General features: G+C 63.8%; 10 protein-coding genes. 7 read left to right on the top strand and 3 right to left on the bottom strand.

What is annotated here, in order from left to right:
- Positions 1 to 9 precede the first annotated feature (9 nt).
- From ACOYW0_RS06055 to ACOYW0_RS06030, 6 genes are all read left to right on the top strand, one after another.
- Entirely contained in the window at positions 10 to 1296 is a 1287-nt protein-coding gene (locus tag ACOYW0_RS06055) for a methyltransferase domain-containing protein (protein ID WP_482417656.1), read from the top strand.
- Positions 1293 to 6632, top strand: a complete 5340-nt coding sequence (locus tag ACOYW0_RS06050; protein ID WP_482417655.1) for an amino acid adenylation domain-containing protein — start codon at positions 1293 to 1295, stop codon at positions 6630 to 6632. The genes ACOYW0_RS06055 and ACOYW0_RS06050 overlap by 4 nt, the downstream gene beginning before the upstream one ends.
- On the top strand, positions 6629 to 12997 hold the full coding sequence (locus ACOYW0_RS06045) for a hybrid non-ribosomal peptide synthetase/type I polyketide synthase (protein WP_482417654.1): 6369 nt from the start codon (positions 6629 to 6631) through the stop codon (positions 12995 to 12997). Before ACOYW0_RS06050 ends, ACOYW0_RS06045 begins: the two co-directional genes overlap by 4 nt.
- Positions 12998 to 13029: 32 nt before the next feature.
- A complete protein-coding gene (locus ACOYW0_RS06040; protein ID WP_482417653.1) occupies positions 13030 to 13791 on the top strand; it encodes a serine aminopeptidase domain-containing protein in 762 nt (253 codons plus the stop codon).
- Between the two features lie 242 nt (positions 13792 to 14033).
- Positions 14034 to 14897 carry an alpha/beta fold hydrolase gene (locus ACOYW0_RS06035; RefSeq protein ID WP_482417652.1) on the top strand — a complete coding sequence of 288 codons (864 nt, stop codon included), beginning with the start codon at positions 14034 to 14036 and terminating at the stop codon, positions 14895 to 14897.
- Positions 14894 to 15895 carry a polysaccharide deacetylase family protein gene (locus ACOYW0_RS06030; protein ID WP_482417651.1) on the top strand — a complete coding sequence of 334 codons (1002 nt, stop codon included), beginning with the start codon at positions 14894 to 14896 and terminating at the stop codon, positions 15893 to 15895. The genes ACOYW0_RS06035 and ACOYW0_RS06030 overlap by 4 nt, the downstream gene beginning before the upstream one ends.
- Positions 15896 to 15914: 19 nt before the next feature.
- On the opposite strand, the gene ACOYW0_RS06025 is transcribed toward ACOYW0_RS06030, so the two are convergent.
- Genes ACOYW0_RS06025 through ACOYW0_RS06015 form a run of 3 tightly spaced genes read right to left on the bottom strand, consistent with a single transcriptional unit; the run spans position 15915 to position 22886 of the window.
- Positions 15915 to 21371 (bottom strand): PKD domain-containing protein, encoded by a 5457-nt coding sequence (locus ACOYW0_RS06025; protein ID WP_482417650.1) that lies wholly within the window; start codon positions 21369 to 21371, stop codon positions 15915 to 15917.
- Between the two features lie 11 nt (positions 21372 to 21382).
- Positions 21383 to 22144, bottom strand: a complete 762-nt coding sequence (locus ACOYW0_RS06020; RefSeq protein WP_482417649.1) for a YveK family protein — start codon at positions 22142 to 22144, stop codon at positions 21383 to 21385.
- Positions 22145 to 22166: 22 nt separating this feature from the next.
- Positions 22167 to 22886 (bottom strand): nucleotide-binding protein, encoded by a 720-nt coding sequence (locus tag ACOYW0_RS06015; protein ID WP_482417648.1) that lies wholly within the window; start codon positions 22884 to 22886, stop codon positions 22167 to 22169.
- Between the two features lie 542 nt (positions 22887 to 23428).
- On the opposite strand from ACOYW0_RS06015, the gene ACOYW0_RS06010 reads away from it, so the two are divergent.
- A complete protein-coding gene (locus tag ACOYW0_RS06010; RefSeq protein ID WP_482417647.1) occupies positions 23429 to 24610 on the top strand; it encodes an MlaE family ABC transporter permease in 1182 nt (393 codons plus the stop codon).
- Position 24611 lies beyond the last annotated feature (1 nt).

The raw sequence follows: 24611 nt of genomic DNA, 5'->3' as shown, positions 1-24611 counted from the left end.
GAGACGAGGATGAATTGTTTACGTTCATATAAGATCAAAGATTTTTCGACCAACGTGGAAGGCGAGGTGAACCGCCTTCGTTCCCAGGTGGACCTCTTCTGGCAGAAGGAGGTGAGGGCGTACCGGCGGTTCGGCCTGAAGGACGGCATGCGGGTGCTGGAGTGCGGAAGCGGTCCCGGCCACGTCATCGAAAACCTCCTGAAGGCCTGTCCGGGGTGCCGGGCCACGGCCGTTGAGATCGACCCTTACCTTGTGGCGATCCTCAAGGAGAGGCTGGACGGGCGGTGCGATATCTCGGAACAGTCCATCATGGAGCTGGGCTTTGCCTCGGGGAGCTTCGACTTTGTCATCACCCGCCTGGTGCTGGAGCACCTGCCGGACCCCCTGGGGGCTGTGCGGGAGGTCTATCGGGTGCTGAAACCGGGGGGCCGGGCCGTGTTCGTGGACAACGATTTTGCCATGCATCTTCGGACCCATCCCGAGATCCCGGAGTTGAGTGATCTCTACGATGCGTACTGCCGCCTGAGGGTCGACGAGGGAGGCAACCCCCTCATCGGCCGCGAGCTGCCCTCTCTCTTGAGGAAAGGCGGGTTTACCGATGTGGACCTGGAGGTGGTGTGCGCCCACAGCACCGTGACCGGGGACGATATGTTCCTCAAATCCGAAGGGGTGGGCATTCCCTCCCAGCTTGTGAAGGAGGGGTACCTGCCCTCGGGGCTCCTGGATCGGCTTGCCGTGAAGTGGCACCGGGTGCTGCGCCATGAGCACCACTCCATCTTCAGGCAGCTTTTTGTCTCCGGCGGGGAGAAACGGGCATCGGGTTCCCGCGGGATTCCCAGGCTTCACGGGGAAGCGGGCTCCGAAAACCGCCTGGGGCGGGAAGGGCAAGGCCTCGCTTCCGGCAGGGGGCTGGGGCCCCATCAGGTTATGGCTGCTCAGCCCCATGAGCGCCTGGCCCTCTTGAAGGCCTATCTGGTGACGCGTGTGGCCGATGCCTTGGGGGCCTCTCCGGAGTCCCTGGAAGGCGGGATGCGGGTCAGTGACCTGGGGTTTGACTCCCTCATGGCCGTGGAGGTGATGGACGAGGTGGAGTCCCAGTGGGGCGTCTGCCTCTCCCTGATGGATTTCTTTGAGGGGCAGAGCCTCGACGACATCACGGTCACCCTGCATGGTCGGCTGTTTCAGGAGGCACCGAAGGAACCGGACGAGGCGTTGGCTGAAGAGCCACAGGCCGTCCCGAGCGCCGTGACGGGCCCGGACGATGACGTCACGGAATGGGAAGAGGGTGAGATATGAGCATCGCGTATATCATGGAAAAACTCAGCCGGCTGGACATTGACCTGTGGGTCGAGGGCGGAGGCCTGAAATATCGTGCCCCCAAAGGGCGCATGACCCCAGAGCTGCGTCGCCTGATCAAGCTGAACAAGCCTGGATTGATGGTGCACCTGGGGGGCTCCGTGGGGGACGACAGGTCCGGTCCCCTGTCCTACAACCAGCAGTCCCTCTGGATTCTCAACCGCATGGACCCGGACTCCGCATGCTACAATGTGTCCCTGTCGTGCCGCATCGTCACCGAGGTCCGGCCCGAGGTGATGCAGGGCGTGTGCCGGCAGCTGGTGGCCCGCCACGAGATCCTGAGGACCACCTATGGTTTTGGCGACCATGACGGGCAGACCAGTCAGACCGTCCACGACACCATGGAACCGGAGTTTCACCTGGTGGACGCCCGGGAGCTCTCCGGGGAGGCGCTCAAGGAGCGGGTCCGGGAATACCATGCCCGGCCCTTTGACCTGGAGAAAGGCCCCCTGTTGAGGGTGTGCCTTTTTACGCTTTCCGGGGGCGAGCACATCTTTGTGATGACCATTCACCATATCGCCAGCGATGGCAGCTCCTTTCATCTTCTCATCGACGAGTTCGGCAAGCTCTACCGCGCGGCGACGACCGGTGAGGAGGCGAGGCTCGCCCCGGTGGAGCGCCAGTATCGCGATTTTGTCCGATACCAGCAGGAGATGCTCGCAGGGGAGGAGGGGGCCCGGCTGGAGCACTTCTGGCGGGATCGGCTGTCGGCCCCGCTTCCGGTCATGAACCTTCCCCTGGACGGAACACCCCCTGCTTCCCCCAGCTTCACCGGGGCCAGCTACCCCTTTCAGGTAACCGGCGAGGCCTATGAAACACTCCGGACCTTTGTGGGCACCGAGAATGTCACCCTCTACGTCATGCTGCTGGCGGTGTTTCAGGTGACCCTCATGCGTTTCTGCAACCAGGGGGACCTGATCATCGGCACCCCGGCGGTGGGGCGGGTGCGGCCGGAGTACAAGGGGGCCTGCGGTCACTTCATCAACATGGTGGCCATGCGGGGGGACCTCTCGTCGAGCATGAGTTTTCGAGAGCACGTGACCCGGAGCAGGCGGGTGGTTCTCCAGGCCCTGGACCATCAGGCCTACCCCTTTCCCCTGCTCGTGGAGAGGCTGGGCCTGGATCGCGATCCCAGCCGCTCGCCCCTGTTCCAGGTGATGTTCAACATGCTCAACCGCAAGATTCTGGGCCCAGCAGCGGACTTTTTCATGGGCGCATCCAACGAAACCCCGGTGGATTTCGGCGGTATGGGCATCATGCCCTACCCCCTGGACCAGGAGGAGGGCCAGTATGAGCTGGTCCTGGAGATCGTTGATAACGATGAGAGCCTGGCCTGCGTCTTCAAGTACCGGACGGACCTGTTTTCCGAAGAGACCGTCGCCTCCCTTGCCTCGGCCTTTGAGGGCTGCCTCGGCCACGTCATGGCGTCCCCGGACATGCGCCTGGGGGACGTGCCCATGCCCCTGGGACGGGACGGGGACCGGCCGGGCGGAAAGATGCCGCGAGGGGCCTCGCCCGTGCCCTGGGAATGGGAACAGGGGGAGCGGCTTGCGGCCGGGCCACCCGTCACCTTTATGTTCACCGGGCAGGGGGCCCAGTCTGTCCGCATGGCAGAGGGGTTGTACCAGGGCGAACCGGAGTTCAGGAACTGGGTGGATTATTGCGCGGACCGGCTGGTACCCCTCATGGGCTGCGATATCCGTCGCTTTATCTACCCATCCCCGGAAGAGGCCCCCGAGGCCGAGGAGAAGCTCAAACAGACCGCCGTCACCCAGCCCGTTCTCTTTACCCTGGAATATGCCCTGGCACGGCTCTGGATGAGCTGGGGTGTCCAGCCCCGGGCCATGATCGGACACAGCATCGGTGAATACACCGCCGCCTGCCTGGCCGGTGTTTTTTCCCTGGACGATGCCCTGGAACTGGTGGCCGCACGCGGTCGCCTCATGCAGGGGCAACCCGGGGGAGCCATGCTGGCCGTGGGCCTGCCCGAAGAGAAGATCATTCCGTTTTTGAGGGACGGGCTCTCCGTTGCCGTGATCAACGCGCCTTCCCGGTGTGTGGTGTCCGGGCCCCAGGCGTCGATCCAGGCCCTGGAGGAGAGGTTGGCCAAGGCCATGAAGATGGAGGGCAAAAAGGCCCGGTGGAGCCGTTTGCGCACCTCCCATGCCTTTCATTCGGAGATGATGGAGCCGGCCCTTGCCCCCTTTGAGGCCTGCGTGACCAAGGTCTGTCCTGCGGCTCCTCGGATCCCCATCGTTTCCAACGTCACCGGGACCTGGCTCACCGCAGCCCAGGCCATGGACCCTGCCTACTGGTCGTCCCACCTGAGGGAGCCGGTGCGTTTTTCCAAGGGCGTGGCGACCCTTTTGACCCAACCCGCAGGGGTACTGCTGGAGGTGGGGCCAGGAAGCACCCTGGCGCTTCTTGCCCGCCAGCAGGTGGCAGAAACGGGGCGCCCGGTGATCCTTACATCCCTGCGTCATCCCGGCCAGGGCGGCTCCGACGACGCCTTTATCCGGGAGACCGTTATCTCCCTGAGAGAGGCCGGAGTCTCCGTGGACTGCTCCGGGGAGGCCTTTGGCTCAGGGACCACCCCGGGCGGGTCATCGGAAAAAGCGGAACTCGCTTATTGGAAGGAGACCCTGGGCACGGACCTGCCTGTACTCCAGCTTCCGGTGGACCATCCGCGTCCCGCCCATCTGGAATTCAGGGGCGGCACCCAGCGGTTTCGCCTTTCCTCGGAGTGCATCAAGGCCCTGAAAGGCCGTGGCCTGTCCGAGGGAGGCACCGTCTCTACCCTGCTGCTGGCCGCTTACGTCACCTTGTTGACGCGCTATTCCGGACAGACGGACCTCATGGTGGGGGTCTCGGGGGCCGACGGCGAACGGCCCGGAAACGGTGGGGCCTCTTCCCATATGTTTCCCTTGCGTGCGGATGTGTCGGACCCCTGCACCTTTGATGCGCTGCACCGCCGCATTTGCGAGGCCACGCGCACGGCGCGGGCCCGTGCCGGGATGTCCCTTGCCCGCCTTGCCCAGCTCCTGGACCCGGACCACGCCCCGGATTCCCACCCGCTTTTCCAGGCGATGTTCACCTTCCAGGACGGCCCCTTGCCCGGCGGCATTGAACAGGGGCCTTCCCTTGGTGGATCGGGTGAGCCAAAGGGGCCTGCATGCGATCTCTCCCTGTTTGTCCGTGATGATGGCGAGCGGTGGCACGGCGGTTTTGTCTACAACGCCGAGCTCTTTTCCGCCGCCACCGTGGCGCGTATCTGCGAGAGCTTCGAGGTGCTTCTGGATGCCGTGGCCGTGGGAGGGGACGTTGCCCTGGACCGCCTGCCCCTTTTGAGTCGGTCCGAACGCGACAAGCTGCTTTTCGAGTGGAACGACACAGGGCGGACCTACCCGGAGCCTGTCTGCCTTCACGAGATGTTTGAGGCCCAGGTGGCAAGGACCCCCGATGCGGTGGCCCTGACCTACGAGGGCGACACCCTCACCTATGGGGATCTGTCCATACGGGCCAACCGCCTTGCCCATGCTCTTCAGAAACATGGCGTGGGACCGGAAAAGCGCGTGGGCGTGTTTATGGAACGCTCCGTGGAGATGGTCGTGGCCCTCTACGGGACCCTTAAGGCCGGCGGGGCCTATGTGCCCCTGGATCCGGATTATCCGGCCGAACGGCTGGCCTTTATGCTGGAAGACACCGAGGTTCCGGTGATTCTCACCCAGGAACGCCTCAATGAGATGCTGCCGGAGCACTCGGCAACGGTGATCTGCCTGGATACCCAATGGGAGACCGTGGCCGGTGAGCCCGCCGAGGCCCCTGACGCCGGGGTCACCGAGGACAACCTGGCCTACGTGATCTACACCTCCGGATCCACGGGCAAGCCCAAGGGGGTCATGAACGACCACCGGGGCATCAGCAACCGCCTGTACTGGATGCAGGAGGCCTACGAACTCACCGCCGGGGACCGGGTGCTGCAGAAAACCCCGTACAGCTTCGACGTGTCCGTGTGGGAGTTCTTCTGGCCTCTGCTTTTCGGGGCGCGCCTTGTGGTGGCCCCTCCCCGGGTCCACAAAGACCCAGACGCCCTGGGGCGTCTCATCGAGGACCAGGGCATCACCATCCTTCATTTTGTCCCCTCCATGCTCCAGCTTTTTCTCCGGGAAGACCACGGGGACCGGTGCCGGAGCCTCACCAAGGTGATCTGCAGCGGGGAGCCCCTGCCCTGCGAGTTGCGGGATCGCTTTTTCGACACCTTGCCCGCGGAACTCCATAACCTCTACGGCCCAACCGAAGCGGCCGTAGACGTGACCTTCTGGGAGTGCAGGCGGGAAGATCGTGGCCTGGTGGTGCCCATCGGCAGGCCCGTTGCCAACACCCAGATTCACATCCTGGATCGGCACATGGAACCCGTGCCCGTGGGGGTGGCAGGGGAGCTGTATATCGGCGGCGTCCAGGTGGCCAGGGGGTACATGAACCGGCCCAAGCTGACCCGGGATCGCTTTATTCCCGATCCCTTCAGCAAGGAGCAGGGGGCGCGCCTGTACAAGACCGGTGACCTGTCCCGTTACTTGCCCGACGGGCAGATCGAGTACCTGGGCCGCAACGACTTTCAGGTCAAGGTGCGGGGCCTGCGCATCGAACTCGGAGAGATCGAGGCGGTCATTGCCGGGCATCCCGATGTCCTGGAGGTGGTGGTGGCGGCACGGGAGGATGCCTCCGGCAACAAGAAGGTGGTGGCCTATGTGGTGGCGGCCGACGGTGCCACGGGTATGGCCTCTGCCCTGCGGGGCTTTCTTTCGGAAAAGCTTCCCGAGTTCATGGTCCCCTCTTACTTTATCCAGCTTCCCGCCTTTCCCCTCATGGCCAACGGCAAGGTAGACCGCAAGGCCCTGCCGCCGCCCACCACGGACAGGCCTGAGGTGGGAACCCTCTACGCAGCCCCGAGCAGCGACGTGGAATCCGTCATCGCCGAGGTGTGGCAGGATCACCTGGGGGTGGACAACGTGGGGGTGGACGACAACTTCTTCGAGGTGGGGGGAGACTCCTTCCTGCTCGTGGAGGTGGCCAACAAGCTGGCCGGTACATTGAAGACGGACCTGAAGGTGCATCATCTCTTTGAGTACCCCACCATCCGTGCGGTGGCGGATTTTCTCAAGCCCCAGTCGGTGGCGGAGTCGGCACCGGCACGCGACGACATGGAAGCGCGGCTGAAAAAGAGAAAAGAGACATTGTCCAGGAGAAAAAAAAATAGAACGGGAGATCGCACATGAGCCAGGTGGACCAGTATGCAAACGCCATTGCCGTTGTGGGCATGTCCGGCCGTTTTCCAGGGGCTTCCAGCTGTGAGGCCTTTTGGGACAATATCGTAAACGGCGTGGAGTCCATAACCACGTTGTCCGACGAGGAGCTCAAGGCCCATGAGCTGGATTACGATGCCGTGAAAAACGATCCGAACTACGTGCCCGCCCGGGGCATCATCGAAGGGGCCGACCTGTTCGATGCAGGTTTCTTCGGCTTCAACCCCCGGGAGGCCGCCATGCTGGATCCCCAGCACCGCCTCTGGCTGGAGTGCGTGTGGGAGGCCCTGGAGCGGGCCGGGTACGACCCGGAAAAGTACGACGGGGTCATCGGCCTGTTCGGGGGCGGGAGTTTCATCGACAGTTATTTCCTGCACAACATCACCCGCAGCCATGACCACCTGGAGCGGATGCTTCGCCAGCGAACCCCGGACGGGTTTGCCGCCATCCTGAGCAACCGCATGGAGTTTCTCACCACCCGGACCTCCCACCGACTGAACCTGAAGGGGCCCAGCGTCAACATCCAGACCGGGTGTTCCACCTCCCTTGTGGCGGTGTACTATGCCTGCCAGAGCCTGTTGAACTACGACTCCGACCTCTGCCTTGCCGGTGGGGTGTCGGTTATTTTTCCCCAGGAGTCGGGATACCTCTACCAGGAAGGGGCCATCAACTCCCCTGACGGGCATTGCCGCCCCTTTGACGCCAAGGCCCAGGGCACGGTCTTCAGCGGGGGCCTGGGGGTGGTGGCCTTGAAGCGCATGGAAGATGCCCTGGCCGACGGGGATCAGGTCATCGCCGTGATCAAGGGGGTTGCCGTGAACAACGACGGCTCCCAGAAGATCGGCTACGCAGCACCCAGCGTCCAGGGCCAGGCCGAGGTTATCGCCATGGCCCATGCCGCAGCCGAGGTGGAGCCTGACACCATCTCCTACGTGGAGGCCCACGGAACGGCAACGCCTTTGGGGGACCCCATCGAGGTGGCGGCCCTTACCAAGGCCTTCCGCATGCAGACCGACGCCAAAGGCTTTTGCGGCATCGGCTCGGTGAAGAGCAACATCGGCCACTCCGATGCCGCCGCAGGGGTGGTGGGGCTCATCAAGGCCTCCCTGTGTCTGAAGCACGGAAAAATTCCTGCGAGCCTTCATTTCCAGAGCCCCAACCCGGAGATCGATTTTGAGAACAGCCCCTTTTACGTGGTGGACCGGGCCATGGACTGGACCCCGGAATACCTCCCGAGGCGGGCTGGTGTCAGCTCCTTCGGCATCGGTGGGACCAATGCCCACGCGGTCTTGGAAGAGGCCCCCGAATCTCCCCCCGTGGGAGAGGAGCGTCCCTGGAAGCTGATGCTGCTCTCGGCAAAGACAGAGACGGCCCTTGAGGCCCAGGCCGAGCGCCTTGCCGATTTCCTGGCAGGGTCGGAGGAGATGCCCCTGGGAGATGTGGCCTATACCCTCCAGGTGGGCCGGCAGGACATGGCCGTGCGGCAGGCCTTTATCTGCCGCGACACACAGGAGGCCATGGCCGCGGCCCGCAAGGAAGAGGGCCAGTGGACCATGACACGCACCCCGGGCAGGCGGGATCCTTCGGTTGTGTTCATGTTTTCAGGCCAGGGCTCCCAGCACGTCCGCATGGGGGAGCAGGCCTATACATGCGAGCCGGTGTTCCAGGAGGCCCTGAATCGGTGTGCCGACGGCCTGGAGCCCCACCTGGGGCTCGATATCCGTGAGCTTCTCTTTCCCGCCGAAGGCCAGGAAGAGGAGGCCACCCAACGCCTGGCCCGAACCGAACTCACTCAGCCCTGCCTGTTTGCGGTGGAGTACGCCCTGGCCCGGCTCTGGCAGAGCTGGGGCGTGGAGCCCGAGGCCATGATCGGGCACAGCATCGGTGAGTACGTGGCCGCCACCCTGGCCGGGGTCTTTGCCCTGGAGGACGCCCTGGCCGTGGTGGCCACCCGGGGGCGACTCATGCAGCAGATGCCCGAAGGGAGCATGCGGGCCGTGAGGCTTCCCCAGGAGGAGCTGACGCCCCTGCTGACCCCGGGGGTGGCCCTGGCTGCGGTGAACGCCCCGTCCCTCTGCGTGGTCTCCGGTGCCCACGAGCACATCGAGGCCTTTGAACAGGCCCTGGCCGAGCGGGAGATCGACACCAGGAAACTCCACACCTCCCATGCCTTCCATTCGGAGATGATGGAGCCGGCCCTGGCTCCCTTTGCCGAGGCCCTGGAGGGTGTGGAACTCCATCCCCCGGAGATCCCTTTTATCTCCAACGTTACGGGCACCTGGATCACCGAGGAGATGGCCATGGACCCGGGGTACTGGGTCAGCCAGCTTCGTCGTCCCGTCCTGTTCAGCGACGGGATCCGTGAACTGCAGAAGGTCTCCGGTCGGGTGCTCATCGAGGTGGGGCCCGGAACAGCCCTGAGCACCTCGGCCCGGCAGCACCCGAACCGGGCGGCGGAGCAGACCGTCATCGCCTCCCTGGGGCACGCCAAGGAGACCCTTCCGGCCCTGGCCTGCCTGCTGAAAGCCTTGGGCGAGTACTGGCTTTCCGGCGGACAGGTGGACTGGGCAGGGTTTTCGTCTGCCGAGCGCAGGCAGCGCGTCCTGCTGCCCACCTACCCCTTTGAACGGACGCGTCACTGGATCGAACCGGCGGACAAGGCCCCCGCAGCCGAGGTGCCGGAGACCTTTGCGGCAGCAGCTGTCGCAGAGCCTGCAGAAGCTGTGGCCGCTTCTGCTGCCCCTCTTCAGGCAACCGGCACCGATGCCATCGTGGCGCAGCTTAAAGAGATCATGCACGAGCTGTCGGGCATCGATTTTGATGCGTTTGCCCCGTCGGTGACCTTCCTGGAGATGGGCATGGACTCCCTTTTCCTTACCCAGGTGAGCAACCGCCTGAAAAGCGCCTTTGGCGTTACCCTGGCCTTTCGCCACCTGGTGGGTGAGTATGCCACCTTCCCGAAGCTGGCCGCCTTCATCGAAGCCTCCCGGCCCGAGGGTGCGCCCGCTGCCCCTGAAGAGGCTCCGGCCGTGACCCGGGAGCCGGAGGCCGCAACGGAAGGCCCCGCTGGGTTTGCCGGGTCCACGGCAACGGAAGGTGATGCCCCCCTTTCGTCCATGCAGCAGCGCCTCTGGTACATCGACCAGCTCAACCCCCTCTCCCCCGTGTACAGTCTCCCCTTTGCCATTCGGTTTTCAGGGGCCGTGGACGGGGAGGTGATGCGACAGAGCCTCCAGGCCTTCATGGATCGCCACGACGCCCTGCGTACCACCTTTGCCCTGGACGGGGGCGCACCGGTGCAGGTGGTGGCCCCCACACAGGAGATCGACTTTATCGCGGTGGATTACAGCACCCTTCCTTCAGAAACGCGGGAGGAGTCCCTGGCAACCTATCTGGAAGCCGAAGCGGCAAGGCCCCTGAGTCTGGCCCAAGGGCCCCTGGTGCGCGCCGGGCTGGTGACCCTCTCCTCCGACGAACATGTGCTCTTCTTCATGCCCCACCACAGTATTTTCGACGGGATCTCCTTTGTCATCTTCCAGCGGGAGCTGTTTGCCCTGTACGAGGCCTTTTCAGAGGGGCGAGACCCTGAGTTGCCGCCCCTTCCCATCACCTACGCAGAATACTCCCGCTGGCAGCAGGAGGTGTGGCTGCCCGGTGAGGACTATCAGCGACAGCTTGCCTATTGGAAAGAGCAGCTGGCAGGGGATTTACCCGTGTTGCAGCTTCCGGCGGATTTTCCCCGCCCAGCGGAGTTTTCCGGCCGGGGGGCCACCGAGACCCTGGTGATCCCCGAGGCCCTGGCAGCCCCCCTGGAGGAGCTGGCGCGCCGTGAAGGGGCCACGCTGTTTATGCTCTTTCTGGCCGCGTTCAAGGCGCTTTTGTATCGCTACACCGGCCAGGAGGAGATGTGTGTGGGCTCTCCCTTCGGCAACCGTGTCCACGGGGAGACCGAAGAGATCGTGGGCTTTTTCACCAACACCCTGGTGTTGCGAACGGCCTGTGGGGGTTCCCTCTCCTTTACGGAACTCCTGGGGCGCGTCAGGGAGGTGTGCCTCGATGCGTACAACCACCAGGAGATGCCCTTCGAACGCCTGGTCCAGGAACTCAATCCCCACCGGGACCTCAGCATGACCGCCTTGTACCAGGTGCTTTTTGTCTTTCTCGGGGACATGGAGCAGGAGCGCACCATGGCCGGAGTGCCGTGGCGGGAGGAGCCAGTGACCACCCATGTTGCCCAGACCGACCTCATGTGCACCGTGGGCAGGGAAGGGGCCGGTGTCAAGGTGGCCTTTGAATACGCCACGGACCTTTTTACGGCCGAAACCATGAAGCGGCTTCTTGAAAGCTATGCCGTGCTCCTTTCCGGCATCGTGGCCGAGCCCGATGCCGAGCTGGCAAGGCTGCCGGTGCTGTCGGAGACGGAGCAGGGGCTTTTGGCCCAATGGAACGAGACCCAGACCCCCTATCCCGAGGCTGCCTGCATCCACGAACTCTTCGAGAACCGGGTCGCGGCACATCCCGACGCTCCGGCCGTCTCCTGCAACGGGGACAGCCTGACCTACGGAGAGCTGAACGCAAGGGCCGAGGAGATTGCCGCCCACCTGCGCATTTCCGGGGTGGGCCCGGACGTCTTGGTGGGGATCTGCGTGGAGCGGTCCACGGAGATGCTGGCAGGGCTCCTGGGGATCCTCAAGGCAGGGGGGGCCTATGTGCCCCTGGACCCGGAGTACCCGGCCGAGCGCCTCGCCTACATGGTGGAGAGCGCCAAGGTCTCGGTGCTGCTCACCGAACAGGCCCTCCTCGACAACCTGCCGGAGAACAGCGCCCTGGTCATCTGCCTGGACAGGGATGTCTTGACGGGCCAGGGGCGGGGCCTGGACAGCGTGTGGGAGGACCCGGGCCCGGAACACCTCGCCTATGTGATCTTCACCTCCGGCTCCACGGGCAAGCCCAAGGGGGTTCAGGTGCCCCACGGCACCGTGGTGAACTTTCTCACCAGCATGGCCCGGACCCCGGGGATGACTTCGGAAGACACCCTGCTGGCCGTGACCACCCTATCCTTTGACATTGCCGTTCTGGAGCTTTTCCTCCCCTTGAGCGTCGGGGGGGAGGTGATCATCGCAGACCGGGAGACCGCTCGGGACGGCCTGGCCCTGGTGGACGTCCTGAAGAATTCCGGGACCACGGTGATGCAGGCCACCCCGGGAACGTGGCGGCTGCTTCTGGCCGCGGGCTGGAAAGGGGCCCAGTCCATGAAGATCCTCTGCGGAGGAGAGGCCTTTCCCCCGGATCTTGCCGAAGAACTCACCGGCTGCGTGGGCGAGGTGTGGAACATGTACGGACCCACCGAGACCACGGTGTGGTCCACATGCAGCCTCCTGGACAAAGATGGCGGGCCCATCCGCGTGGGGCGTCCCATTGCCAACACCCAAATTCACATCCTGGACGGGCGCATGCAGCCCGTGCCCGTGGGGGTTCCCGGGGAACTCTTGATCGGCGGGGCCGGGGTCACCCGGGGCTACCTGGACCGGCCCGAGCTTACCGCAGAGCGGTTTATCCCAGACCCCTTTGCATCGGGGCCGGGGCATAGGCTCTACAGGACCGGCGACCTCGCCCGGTACCATCCCGACGGAACCATTGAATACCTGAACCGCATGGACAACCAGGTGAAGGTGCGGGGCTTCCGCATCGAGCCCGGGGAGATTGAGGCCAGCCTCACCGATCACGAGGCCGTGCGCCAGGGCATTGTAACGGTTCGGGAGGAAAGCGCAGGGGACGTGCGCCTTGTGGCTCACCTTCTCTACGAGGAGGGGGCCTCGGCCACGGGGTCCCAGCTGCGCAAGCATTTGAGAAAGACCCTGCCGGACTACATGATTCCCCAGCACTTTGTGGAGATCGACGACCTGCCCCTGACCCCCGCCGGGAAGATCGACCGCAAGGCCCTCCAGGCCTCCTTCAGCCTGGGCGCGGTTGCGGCCCGGGAGTTCGTGGCACCGGAGACCGACAGCGAAAAAATCCTGGCTGCCATCTGGCGGGATGAGCTGGGCATTGCCCAGGTGGGGGTCCACGACAACTTTTTTGACGCCGGTGGGCACTCCCTGCTGGCCATCCGGGTCATCGCCCGGGTGCTCAAGGAGACCGGGGTAAAGCTCAGCCCGAGGGATATCTTTTTGAATACCCTGGGCCAGATCGCGGCCCGATATCCCTTCGCCCAAAAGGACGATAAGAATGACGGCCCGGGAACCAGGCTCCGCCAGCTCTGGGAGAAGGTGGCCGGGGCGTTGAAGCCCAAAGGGGACCCCGTGGAGGTGCCCGTCAACGAGAACAGACCTGCGTGACCACGTTGCCACAGGAGAGGTGAAACACACCCATGGTCCCATTCTATTTCGGCGCCCACGACACCCAGTTGTTCGGAATCTACTACCCACCGGCAGGGGCGGGGCTGCACCAGGAAGGGGTGCTGCTCTCAGCCCCCGTGGCCCATGAACACATACGGACCCACATGGCGATCCGGCAGTTGGCCCTTGCCCTGGCCGCCGCAGGGCGGCACGTGCTCAAGTTTGATTACTACGGGGTGGGGGACTCCGCCGGAAAAAGCGAGGGGGGGGACGTGAACCACTGGACCCGGGACTTGATAACAGCCGCCGGGGAACTGAAGGATATTTCCGGAGCCCTGCGGCTTTCGGTGGTGGGCTTGCGCCTCGGGGCCTCCCTGGCCGTGGCCGCGGCAGGGGAGATCCCTGGCCTCAAAGAGCTGGTGCTCTGGGACCCGGTGGTGGACGGAAAGGCCTATCTGGACGCCCATCGGCGGGCAGGGGGCACAACCCGTCCGCCCGGGGGAATACAGGAGGAGATTCTGGGCTATGCCTTCTCCCCGGAGATGATCACCTCCATTGAAGCCGTGGACCTGCTGGCTCCTCATCCGCCCCTGCCGGGCCCCGTCCACCTGGCCCTGTCCGAAGAAAAGTCCGAGTACCGGGCCCTTGAACAGGCCCTGGCCACGGCTGGAACCACCGTGGACACGGCCCTGGTGCCGGAACCCGCCGGGTGGGAGCAGTTCAACGGTCACGACGAAGTGCTGGTGGCCAATGCCATGGTCCAGGCCATCGGAGATCGGCTGACAACTCCATGAGCAGGTAGTTCTTGCAAAAGCCTGCCTCCGGCGGCGAGGTGTGCCACCTCGAAAGCTGATTGCCCTTGCGCGTTGCCCTTCGTCCCTCAGGGCAACGCGCAAGGGCGTTCGCCGCGGGCTGCACCCGCCACAAACGTTGATGGCTATACGAGCGGTGCCACAAGGTCCATAACGGTGTGGATTATATGGTTGGCCGCGGAAGGGCCGCCGAAGGCATTTTTTATCCCCAAAGGAGATAAGTTATGGAAAAAGTGCTGGTATTCGGAGAGCACCGGAACCTTGTGGGGATTTTGTCCGAGCCCGAGGGTGGTGGCGTGGGGATGCCCGGGGTGCTTTTGCTCAACGCGGGGCTCCTGCACCGTGTGGGCCCCTATCGTCTCTATGTGGAGCTGGCCCGCGGCCTGGAGGCCTCGGGGTTCCATGTGCTGAGGTTTGACGGCTCCGGCCTGGGGGACAGCGCCATGCCCCACGACTCCCGCGACTACGACGAACGGTCCAGAGACGACATCACCGATGCCATGGATCTGCTGACGGAAAAAAAGGGGATTGAGACCTTTGTGCTGGTGGGGCTCTGTTCCGGGGCGGACAACGCCCATGCCGTTGCCAGTGTGGACGAGCGGGTCACCGGAGTTGTGATGCTGGACGGGTTTACCTACCCCACCCTGCGGTTTTACCTGAAAGATTACGCACCGTACATGATCAACCCTGTGCGTCTGGCCTGGTTCCTGGCCAAGTGCCTGGGCAGGGCCGTGGCACGGCTTATTCCTGCCTTACGGGCTTCCAAGGGCGGTGGGGATGTGTACGAACGGACGTTTCCACCCAAGGCACGGGTGGCAGGAGAGCTGGCGGAGATGGCGGGGCGGGGGGTCCGCATGCTCACCATCTATTCCGGGGGCATTGCCGGGTACTACAACTACGCGGACCAGTTCACCGACATGTTCAAGGGCACGGATTTCAAGGGGCTCCTCCAGCTGGAATACATCGAGGAAGCCAACCATACCTACACGGCCCTGTCCGTGCGACGGCACCTCATGGGCATTATCTTTACCTGGGTGACAGACCATTTTGCCGGGGACGCACCCGTGTATCTGGAGGGGACGCCATGACCGTTCACGTGTACATCACCATCGATACGGAAGAGGACTCCTGGGACACCTACCACGCCACGGATAACCCGGTGGAGAACCTGGCGAGGGTGCCGGAGCTTCAGCGGCTCTTCGACCGGTACGGGGCCGTCCCAACCTACCTCATCAACTGGCCTGTGGCAACGGACGACAGGGCCCGGGAAATCTTGAAGGGAATCTACGACGACGGGCGTTGCGAGATCGGGACCCATTGCCACCCCTGGAATACCCCGCCCCACGACGAAGAGATTTCGGTGGAACACTCCATGATGTGCAATCTGCCCGAGGCCCTGGTGAAACAGAAGATGACCCGCCTCCATGGCGCCATTGAAGAGCGGTTTCACCTCTCTCCGGTCTGTTTTCGGGCGGGCCGGTGGGGGTTTGACGCCAAGGTGGCGCGGACCCTCAAGGCTTTGGGCTACCGCATCGACACCTCCATCAGCCCCTTTGTGGACTGGAGTGCTTACAGCGGGCCTGATTTCAGCCGGGGGCTCAGCGAGGCCTACCCCTTTGACCCGGATTACCCCATGGTACCCGACCCCCAAGGGGCCCTTCTGGAGGTGCCTCCCACCGTGGGGTTTTATCAGAAAAACGGGCGCCTCTGTTATGCCCTCATGGAGAGACTCCGCAAGAAGCCCCTGTCCAGGCTGCGGCTGCTGGGGATCCTGGATCGGCTGAGGCTCCTTAACTTCAGGTGGCTCTCACCGGAGCTGAGCAGCGGGGCGGAGATGGTCCGGCTGGCGAAGCAGTGCGTTCGGTTCGGCCACCGGTTCCTCAACATGTCCTTTCACTCCACCTCCATGCTGCCGGGCAAGAGCCCCTTTGTGGACAGCGAGGAGGATCTGGCGCGGTTTCTGGCCGACATCGAGATGTTTCTGGACTACGCCGCAGGCCAGGGTTTTGTCTTCTCCCCCCTGTGCGAAGCCCTGGAGGCGCCCACGCTCCGTGAGGAGCGGGGCCGCCTCGGCCAGGGCCGTTAAACCACTTCCTTTTGTCCGGCTAATCTCCCCGTGAGGTGTCGATGAAGCAGCCCGATGAGCCGGAGCCGGGATCAGGGGTTTCCTCTTCATCGGGCTCATCCGGTGTGTCCGGGGTGTAGGGGCCCATGCCGATGGCCACGAAGTGTTCGCCGTTGGAGATAAAGGGCGTGGGCCTGCTCTCTCCGTTGGCCTTGTTGTAGGGGGAGAGCCCCAGCTGGCCCCACTTCACAACGGACTGGTCCGCGGTCATGGCCGGGAACCGGCCCTCGGGCAGGTGTTCGTCTGCGGGCACGGGGCCCAAGCCGATGATGATCTCGTCAATGCCGTCGTCATTGATGTCCGTGGTGGCCGGGCGCGTCTCTCCCTGCATGCTGTTGTAGTCGTTCCAGTCCACGGTGAGCCAGCTGTGGTGTACCGGGGCGCCGTCCACCATGGCGGCGACCTCCGTGCGTCCCTCACCACCGGCACCCAGGCCCAGGAGGATTTCATCGCGGCCGTCGCCGTCGATGTCCCCGCAGGTGGGCCAGGTGGCGCCGTTGGATGCGTTGTACTCGTCCCACTGGCTCTGGCCCCAGGCCATGAGTTCAAAGGGATCGTTGAGGTTGCCGTTGCATACCTTGTCCAGGACGGCGTAGCGGCCGTTGGGCGTAAAGCCCGTGCGTTCGTCCGATCCCAATCCCACCACGATCTCCATGCAGGGATCGTCGTCCAGGTTGCCCAGGGCGGGCCGGGTTTCCCCGATGACCTCATTGTAGGCGTCCCAGGGAACAGAGGTCCACTGCCGGAGGGCGACACTGCCCAGGCTGTAAGAGAAGACAGCCAGTTTTCCCTGCCCCCCTTTGCCCAATCCCACCACAATTTCATCGACACCGTCGCCGTCGATGTCCCCACATGCCGGCCATGTCTCCCCATTCAGGTTGTTGTACTCTTCCCAGGGAATCTGGCCCCAGGCCAGATGCTTGAAGTCATGGGAGATGATCTGGAAGTACCCGCCGGGGATGGCAGGATCCGAATCCACGGGCCCCAGGCCGATCACCAGCTCATGATAGCCGTCCCCGTCCAGATCGCCGCTGGCCACCCGGGCTTCGTTGTTGTGCTTGCGGTAGGCATCCCAGCCGATACTGAGCCAGTCACGGTGCTGCATGTCGCTGTCGAGGACTTCGATGGAGGCGTTGCCTGTATCGTCCGTGGGGTTGGTCTGCACCAGGGTGTCGGTGACTTTGATACTGTCTGAATGGGACAGCCCGCCGTTGTCCGTGATCGTCAGTGTAAACTCCAGCTCCACGCCGCCCGGGGTGGATTTCGGTGCCACAAAGTGCACCACGGGATCACCCGGAGGCGTCAGGGTCACGGTGGGCCCGGAGGTCTGGGTCCAGGTCCAGGTGGAGATGCCGTCGTCCGGATCCAGGGATGCCGATCCGTCCAGGGTGACTGTCTCCCCTTCCAGGACGAACTGGTCTTCCCCGGCATTGGCCACGGGAGGCTGGTTGACAAAGAGGACCTGCACAGCGGTGGAGTCCGTGTCGGTGAGCCCCTGGCTGTCCGTGACAGTGACGCTGAAGAGGAGCCTGGCACCTTCGGTGCTCACGATGGGCGCCGTAAAGGTGGGGCTCACGGTTTCGGCATCGGAGAGGAAGACCGTGGGGCCTGATGTCTGCTCCCAGAGATAACCGGTCAGGTTGTTGTCCGGGTCATGGCTTCCCGCAGCCGACAGGGTGACCACGGTTCCTTCGTCCACCACCTGGTCCGGGCCTGCCGAGGCCACCGGGGGCTGGTTGACAAAGGTGACGGTGACCCTCACCTCATCGGTGGTGAAGAGCCCGCTGTTGTCCGTCACGGTGAGGCGGAAGGCGAGGGTGGCCCCGTCTGTGGAGACGGCCGGTGCCGTGAAGGTGGTCACAGCCTGGTTGGGTGTGGTCAGGGCCACATAGGGCCCTTCAATTTGCTCCCATCGGTAGGCACTGATGCCGTCATCCGCATCGGAAGAGCCTTCGCCCGAGAGGGTCACCGTGGTCTTTTCATCGGCGAAGAAGTCTTCCCCTGCATCGGCCGTGGGAGGCTGGTTGGTGTCGGTGACGTTGATAATGACCCGGTCCGCTGCCGAGAGTCCGCCGTTGTCCGTTACCGTCAGCTCGAAGGTCAGGGTGGACCCGTTGGGGCTGTCGGCAAGGGCGGTGAAGACCGGTGCGATAGCCGTGGCATCGGAAAGGGTCACCACCGGTCCGGATTTCTGGGCCCAGCGGTAGGCGGCAATGGAGCCGTCGGGGTCGCTGGAGCCTGCTCCCGAGAGGGTGACCTCGGCGCCCACGGGCACGGTCTGGGCGTCACCGGCATCGGCCACCGGTGGTTGGTTGAGGGTGGAGATGGTCACCTGCATGGTGTCGGTGGCGGTTAAACCGCCCGTATCGGTGACCGTGACCATGAAGGTGAGCTGGGTGCCGTCGGGCAGCCCGTCAGGCACGGTGACTCTGGGGGAGACGGCCGAGGTGTCGGAAATGGCCGCAGGGGGACCCAGGGTCTGGGACCAGGCAAAGGAGGCGATGCCGTTGTCCGGGTCGCTGGAGCCCGCAGCCGAGAGGGTCACGGTGCCCCCTGAACTCAGGGTCTGGTCGGCCCCGGCGTCGGCCACCGGCGGCTGGTTGACGAAGATTACGTTGATGACGGTCTGTGCCGTGGCCGAGAGTCCGCGGCTGTCCGTGACCGTCAGCTTGAAGGTGAGGCTGCCTCCGGAGGGTCCCACGTCCGGGGCCGTGAAACCGGCAACGGCGGTATCGGCGTCCATGAGTTCAACGGACGGACCGTCCAGTTGCTCCCAGCGATAGGAGGCAATGGGGTCGTTGTCGGGATCCGACGAGTTGACGCCGGAGAGGCTCACAGGCTCACCCTCCCGGGCGGTGCGGTCCGGTCCGGCATCGGCAACGGGGGGCTGGTTCTCAAAGGTGACGTTTACCAGGCTCGTGGCCGCGTGGGTGGCCCCTTCGTTGTCCGTGACCGTCAGCTGGAAGGTCAGGGCGCTGCCGCCCTTGTCCACACTGGGGGCCGTAAAGGTGGCTGTCTCGGTGTCGGCACCGGTGAGGGTTACCACGGGCTCGTCGGCGGTGGTCACCTGCTCCCATGTGTAGGCTGAGACGGTGCCGTCCGGGTCGCTGGAGTTGGCACCGGACAAGGTGACCTCAACCTCCGGCTCCACGGTCTGGTCCGGCCCGGCGTCGGCCTTGGGCTTTCGGTTGACCTTGGTGAGGGTCACCTTGGTGGTGTCCTGGGCCGTGGCGCCAGCCGTATCGGTCACCGTCAGGGTGAATTCAAGGGCGGTGTGGGACCCCACGTCGGGGGAGACAAAGCTGGGCGTTGCCGTATCGGCGTTTTCAAGGGTGACCGTGACCTTGGAGTTGGCGTCCGTACGGACCCAGGCGTAGCTGAGAACGCCCCCTTCCGGATCCCTGGAGCCCGTACCATTGAGCACCACGGTGGTGGGGGTGCCGTCTGAGGTGATCTCCGGGTGGGTCTGGTCCGGCCCGGCGTCGGCCACCGGCGGCTGGTTGAGGTGGGTGATGGTGACCTGAACGCGATCCGAGGCCGTGGCACCGTTGTCGTCGGTGACGGTGAGTTCAAACTCCAGGGTGGTGTCGGCGGAAACTGCAGGGGCCGAGAACTGCGGGGTGGGGGTATCGGCCCCCTGGAGGGAGACGGAAATCCCTGAGTTCGTGTCCGTACGGACCCAGGCGTAGCGGGTGAGGGTGCCGTCCGCATCACTGGAGCCGTTGCCGTTTAAGCTGATCATCGTGGGAACACCGCCGGTGGTCTCGGGCTGGACCTGGTCCGGTCCCGCATCGGCCACGGGGGGCCGGTTCACATGGGTGATGGTGGTGCGTACGCGGTCCGAGGCCGTGGCGCCGCTGTTGTCCGTGATGGTGAGCTCAAATTCGAAGGTGGTGTTGGCGGAAACGTCCGGGGCCGTAAAGCTCGGCGTGGCCGTGTCGCTGTTCTGGAGCGAGATGGGGATGTCCGCATGGGAGTCGATACGGGTCCACGCGTATCCGGTGATGGAGCCGTCCGGGTCGCTGGAGGCACTGCCGTCCAGGGTCACGATGGTGGGGATTCCCCCGGTGGTTTCCGGCTGGGTCTGGTCCGTCCCGGCGTTGGCCATGGGGGCCTGGTTGACGTTGGTGATGGTGACGGTGACCTGGTCGGAATCCGTGGCTCCGTTGTCGTCGGTTACCGTGAGTTCAAAGACAAGGTCCACGTTGGCCGAAACACTGGGTGCGTTAAAGGAGGGCCGCACAGCCGTGGGGCTCGACAGAATGGTGGAAATGTCGCCGTGGTCGTCCACGCGTCGCCAGTGATAGGCGATGATGGTGCCGTCTTCATCCGTGGAGCCCGAGGCATCCAGGGTGATGCGCGAGGGGATGCCGCCGATGGTTTCCGGATGGGACTGGTTATCCCCGGCATGGGCCGAAGGGGAGGTGTTCCCGCCGGGCAGGGGGATGGTCTTGTTCACTTCGTTGGAGTACTCCGACGGCTGGTTGCAGGCGTTGAATGCCTGGATGGCAAAGTAATAGGTGGTGTCCTGGATCAGCCCGGACACGGTATGGACCATCTGGGGCGGAAGGGGGGATGGTTGCGGGATGGTGGTGCTGTGTTCGGTGTAATTTCCCGCCTCGGTGCCCCAGTGAACGATGTAGTAGGACGCCTCGGCCGAAGAGGGCCAGGTCAGGGTGGCATCTCCGGTCTCCACAACCCGTTCGGTGATGGTGACCCTCACCTGGTCGGTGTCCGTGGCCCCCTTGTCGTCGGTTACGGTGAGTTCAAACTCAAAGGCGACGTCTCCGCTTACCTGGGGCGCGGTAAAGGAGGCCGTGGCCGTTCCGGCGTTTTTCAGGTCAAAGGAGTAGTCTGTGTTCGCGTCGATGCGCGTCCAGGCATAGCTGACGATGGAGCCGTCGGCATCGCTGGAGGCGTTGCCGCTTAAGGTGACGGTGGTGGGAGACCCGTCGGTGGCGTCCGGGTGCTGTTGATCCGAACCGGCGTTGGCCGTCGGAGGAACGTTTGTCCCGGGGGCGGTGATGGTCTTGGAGACTTCGTTGGAGAAGTCAGAGCTTCCGTTGCAGGCGTTGAAGCCTTTGACGGCAAAAAAGTAGGTGGTGCCCTCGGTGAGTCCGGACACGGTATGGGTGATCCCGGACGGAAGGGGGGACGGCTGGGGAATGTTGGCGCTCTGCTGGTTGTATTGCCCGGAAGCGGTTCCCCAGTAGACCACGTAATACGAGGCTTCGGACGCAGGGGGCCAGGTGAGGACGGCGTCCCCTGCCTGGGCCCCGGAGGAGCCGAGGAGCCAAAAAAGAAAAACCCACAAAAGGAGAAAGGCGCGTGTTCCCGGTTTTGCGGGGGGGCGCCTGTTTTCCGGTCCGTTGGTGATGCATGGGTACAGGTGTTGGTTTCGGGGGCGGTGATCTCGTGTTGCGGGTGTGTGTCTCATGTCGTTATTACTTATATCTCATGGCCTTGGGAGGCATCTTTCCCAGCGGGGATGGCGTTCAGGTTGGGGAGCCGGCCCAGAATCGGGAGCCGGGTGTCTTCAGCGATCTGTTTTTCAGATTTGTACGAGCTGTCCATGGTTTCCAGAAGGATGTGGACCACCACAAAGGCCACGAGCCCGGCCAAAAGCCACAGGAGCGTGGGCATGGCCCTGTCGCTGCTCCAGGCAAGGCGAGTTGCCGGAGGCACGGGGTCCATGCGGGGTACGTCGATGATGGGGGCCTTGATGTGGGCTCCCTGCCGTTTGTAGCCCTCCTGTATCCGCTGGTGGAGGGTGGTGCTGTAGTAGAAGACCAGGTGGCTTCCCAACTCCTTGTCGGAGCCCCGGTAAACGGTGCGCAGGTTGTTGTCCTCGACCTTGATCGACAGGTTGGTCAACGCCTCACGGTAGATCTCATTGGTCTTTTTCGGGGAGATGGGCAGGCCGTAGCCCCGGGGGTATCCCATGATGCGCTGGGAGTTGAAATTGGCCTTGATAAAGGCCTCCCAACGGGAAGGGCTGGAAAGAAGCGGGGCCAGGGGGGCCACGCCCGTGGGCGTACCGGTCTGGGCCACGGGGGCGTCCTCGGGCACGGCAAAACTAGACGAGAGGGTGTAGACGCTTGGCGTCAGGGCCATGTAACCGACATACGCCAGGGGGGGGATCAGGACCATCCAGAAGAAGATCCAATGCGCGGTAAGGCGGTACGTCAGTCGTTCAAGGTAAAAAATCATGGTCGACCTCATGATAGGGCGGTTAGCGGTTGGAGTGCACCAGGCGCGCTCCGGCTTTTCCCGTCCCGGACCGGCGTGCAGGGCCGTGGCTTAAGGGGGAAAGGGGGTTCCGCCATTGGTTGGCGACAATGCCGAGTACCTGGGCCCCGCTTGACTGCAGTGCGCAGCAGGCGCCTTTGGTTTTGGATTTGGGGGTGACATGGGTCAGGGCCACGAGGATCACCCCGTCGGCAGCTTTGCCCAGGAGCATGGGATCGTTCATGTTCCGGTTGGTGGGGTAGACGGCCGAGGTGTCGATGAAGATCTGGTCGTACCTGTTTTTTGCCTCGTTGATCAGGGCCGCCTGGCTGGGAATGGAGCTGGCGTCGTTCCAGCTCTCCGACTTGGCAAAGGCCGCAGCCGTGAGGATAGACAGATCGCCCATGCCGGGTACGGCGATGACGTTGTCCAGGACATCATTGGATGCATTCGGGGGAGGCTCTGCCGGGATGCCGAACTGGGTGTGCACCTCCGGTGAGAACCAGTGGTAGTCGATAAGCAGCACCCTTTTCCCTTTTTCCCGCGCGGCCAGGGCCGCCAGATTACAGGCCAGGGTCGTTTTACCCTCTCCCCACCAGCCGCTGGTGATGAGAACGCTTCGGGGGGGCGACGTCCCTTTCTGTTCGAACACGACCGAGTAGATGCGTCGTGTTTCGGCGCTGTCCCTCAGGATGGACGACGTGTTGCTGTGTTTCCGATCCATGGAGTACCTTTAGGTTTTTGTATGTGTAAAAGATACGCATTCAACGGGCCCGTACACATGGTCACTCACGGCCGTCTGTGGGCTGCAGGCCACGGCGTGTTGCGGAAGAACACAACGTCTCCTGCCACCGGACACAACGGGGCCGTTGGGTGGATGCGTCGGCATGTACGGACATCGGGATGTAAAACAGAATCACTTCAGGAAGGAATATCAGCAGGTTGGAATATCCATTTCGTCAAGCTGGGAAGAGGGGTGACGGGTGGTCTGGTGAAGCTCAGGGGGAATCAATGAATCCTGTGTGTTTAAGACCAAATATAGTCGAATGTGTTCTTGTTTTCAATGCAAATTAAGATGGCACCCTTAGTTTTTTGGGGTGAGCGATGTTCAATTCAAGGGAACCCGGGCAATCACAAAGCCGTTGGTTGCCCAGGGGCGTTTTGGTGCCGGATTGCCTTCCGAAGGGGCTATCCCGCTTGAATTATCGGTGCAATGTTCGTATATCTGTCTGGCATTGAGGATTAAACACGGAACATTCGGACCCCATGGTTGACACTCCGGCACGGGCCGGAGCCAGAAGGATCGGGACAGGGAGCAAAAAAGGCATGCAGGAGCAGGGCGGTATCACCATCACAACGGAGCAGGGGCAGGGTGTGGTCTCCCTTCACGGTCCCTGGGACCGGGCGGAAACGGGCCTTCGGGTTGCAGAGTCCCTTCTCGCCCTGGGGCCGGTGCGGCGGGTGCGTTTCGATACCACGGGGCTTGTCAGCTGGGATTCCCGCCTGGCCGTCTTTGTAAGCGGCCTGGTTGAGGACCTCAAGGCCCGGGACGTGGCCGTGGATGAGAAAGGGCTCCCCACGGGGATGCTCCGGCTCATGGCCCTGGCGGCCCAGGGGGCGGGCGCGGCGGGCGCTTCGGTGAAGCCGCCGCGGGAACCGCTCTTGATGCGGGCGGGCCTGAAGGCCACGGCCGCGTGGGCGGCCCTTGTGGACACCCTTGGCTTTATCGGAGAAACAGCCCTTGGCCTGGGCCGCCTGGTCACGGGCAGGGGGCGCTTCAGGCGCGACGATTTTTTCCTGCTCCTGCAGGACTGCGGGGCATCGGCCCTGCCCATTGTGTCTCTCATCAGCCTGGTCATCGGGGTGATCTTTGCCTTTGTGGGGTCGGTGCAGCTCAAGCTGTTCGGGGCCCAGATCTATGTGGCGGATATTGTGGGCCTTGCCATGGCCCGCGAACTGGGCGCCATGATGACGGGCATCATCATGGCGGGTCGCACCGGCGCGGCCTTTGCCGCCCAGCTGGGCACCATGCAGGTCAATGAAGAGGTGGACGCACTCACCACCATGGGGTTGAACCCGGCGGAGTACCTGGTGATTCCGCGGGTGGCGGCCCTTGTGATGATGATGCCCCTGCTTTGCCTGTATGCGGATTTCCTGGGCATCGGTGGGGGCATGGCCATCGGGGTGGGGATGCTGGACATCCCCCTTGTCCAGTACTGGAACCAGACCCGGGCTGCCCTTGACGTCACCCAGTTTATGCACGGTATCATTAAGAGCGCCCTGTACGGGGTCATCATCGCCATGGCGGGCTGCTATCACGGCATGCGGTGCGGTCGCAGCGCCTCGGCTGTGGGGGATGCGGCCACCCGGGCCGTGGTGGCGGCCATTGTGGGCATCATCATCGCCGACGGCCTCATCGCCGTGGTCACCAGCATCATCGGAATGTAGC

This window comes from Desulfoluna sp. HI9BLuna, assembly GCF_056829775.1.
Note: the sequence above shows the minus strand (reverse complement) of the source record. Positions and strands in the feature narration are given on the sequence as shown.

Coding starts and splice junctions, on each gene's coding strand:
- ACOYW0_RS06055 (WP_482417656.1), top strand. CDS start 10: ATGAATTGTTTACGTTCATATAAGATCAAAGATTTTTCGACCAACGTG.
- ACOYW0_RS06050 (WP_482417655.1), top strand. CDS start 1,293: ATGAGCATCGCGTATATCATGGAAAAACTCAGCCGGCTGGACATTGAC.
- ACOYW0_RS06045 (WP_482417654.1), top strand. CDS start 6,629: ATGAGCCAGGTGGACCAGTATGCAAACGCCATTGCCGTTGTGGGCATG.
- ACOYW0_RS06040 (WP_482417653.1), top strand. CDS start 13,030: ATGGTCCCATTCTATTTCGGCGCCCACGACACCCAGTTGTTCGGAATC.
- ACOYW0_RS06035 (WP_482417652.1), top strand. CDS start 14,034: ATGGAAAAAGTGCTGGTATTCGGAGAGCACCGGAACCTTGTGGGGATT.
- ACOYW0_RS06030 (WP_482417651.1), top strand. CDS start 14,894: ATGACCGTTCACGTGTACATCACCATCGATACGGAAGAGGACTCCTGG.
- ACOYW0_RS06025 (WP_482417650.1), bottom strand. CDS start 21,371: ATGAGACACACACCCGCAACACGAGATCACCGCCCCCGAAACCAACAC.
- ACOYW0_RS06020 (WP_482417649.1), bottom strand. CDS start 22,144: ATGATTTTTTACCTTGAACGACTGACGTACCGCCTTACCGCGCATTGG.
- ACOYW0_RS06015 (WP_482417648.1), bottom strand. CDS start 22,886: ATGGATCGGAAACACAGCAACACGTCGTCCATCCTGAGGGACAGCGCC.
- ACOYW0_RS06010 (WP_482417647.1), top strand. CDS start 23,429: ATGGTTGACACTCCGGCACGGGCCGGAGCCAGAAGGATCGGGACAGGG.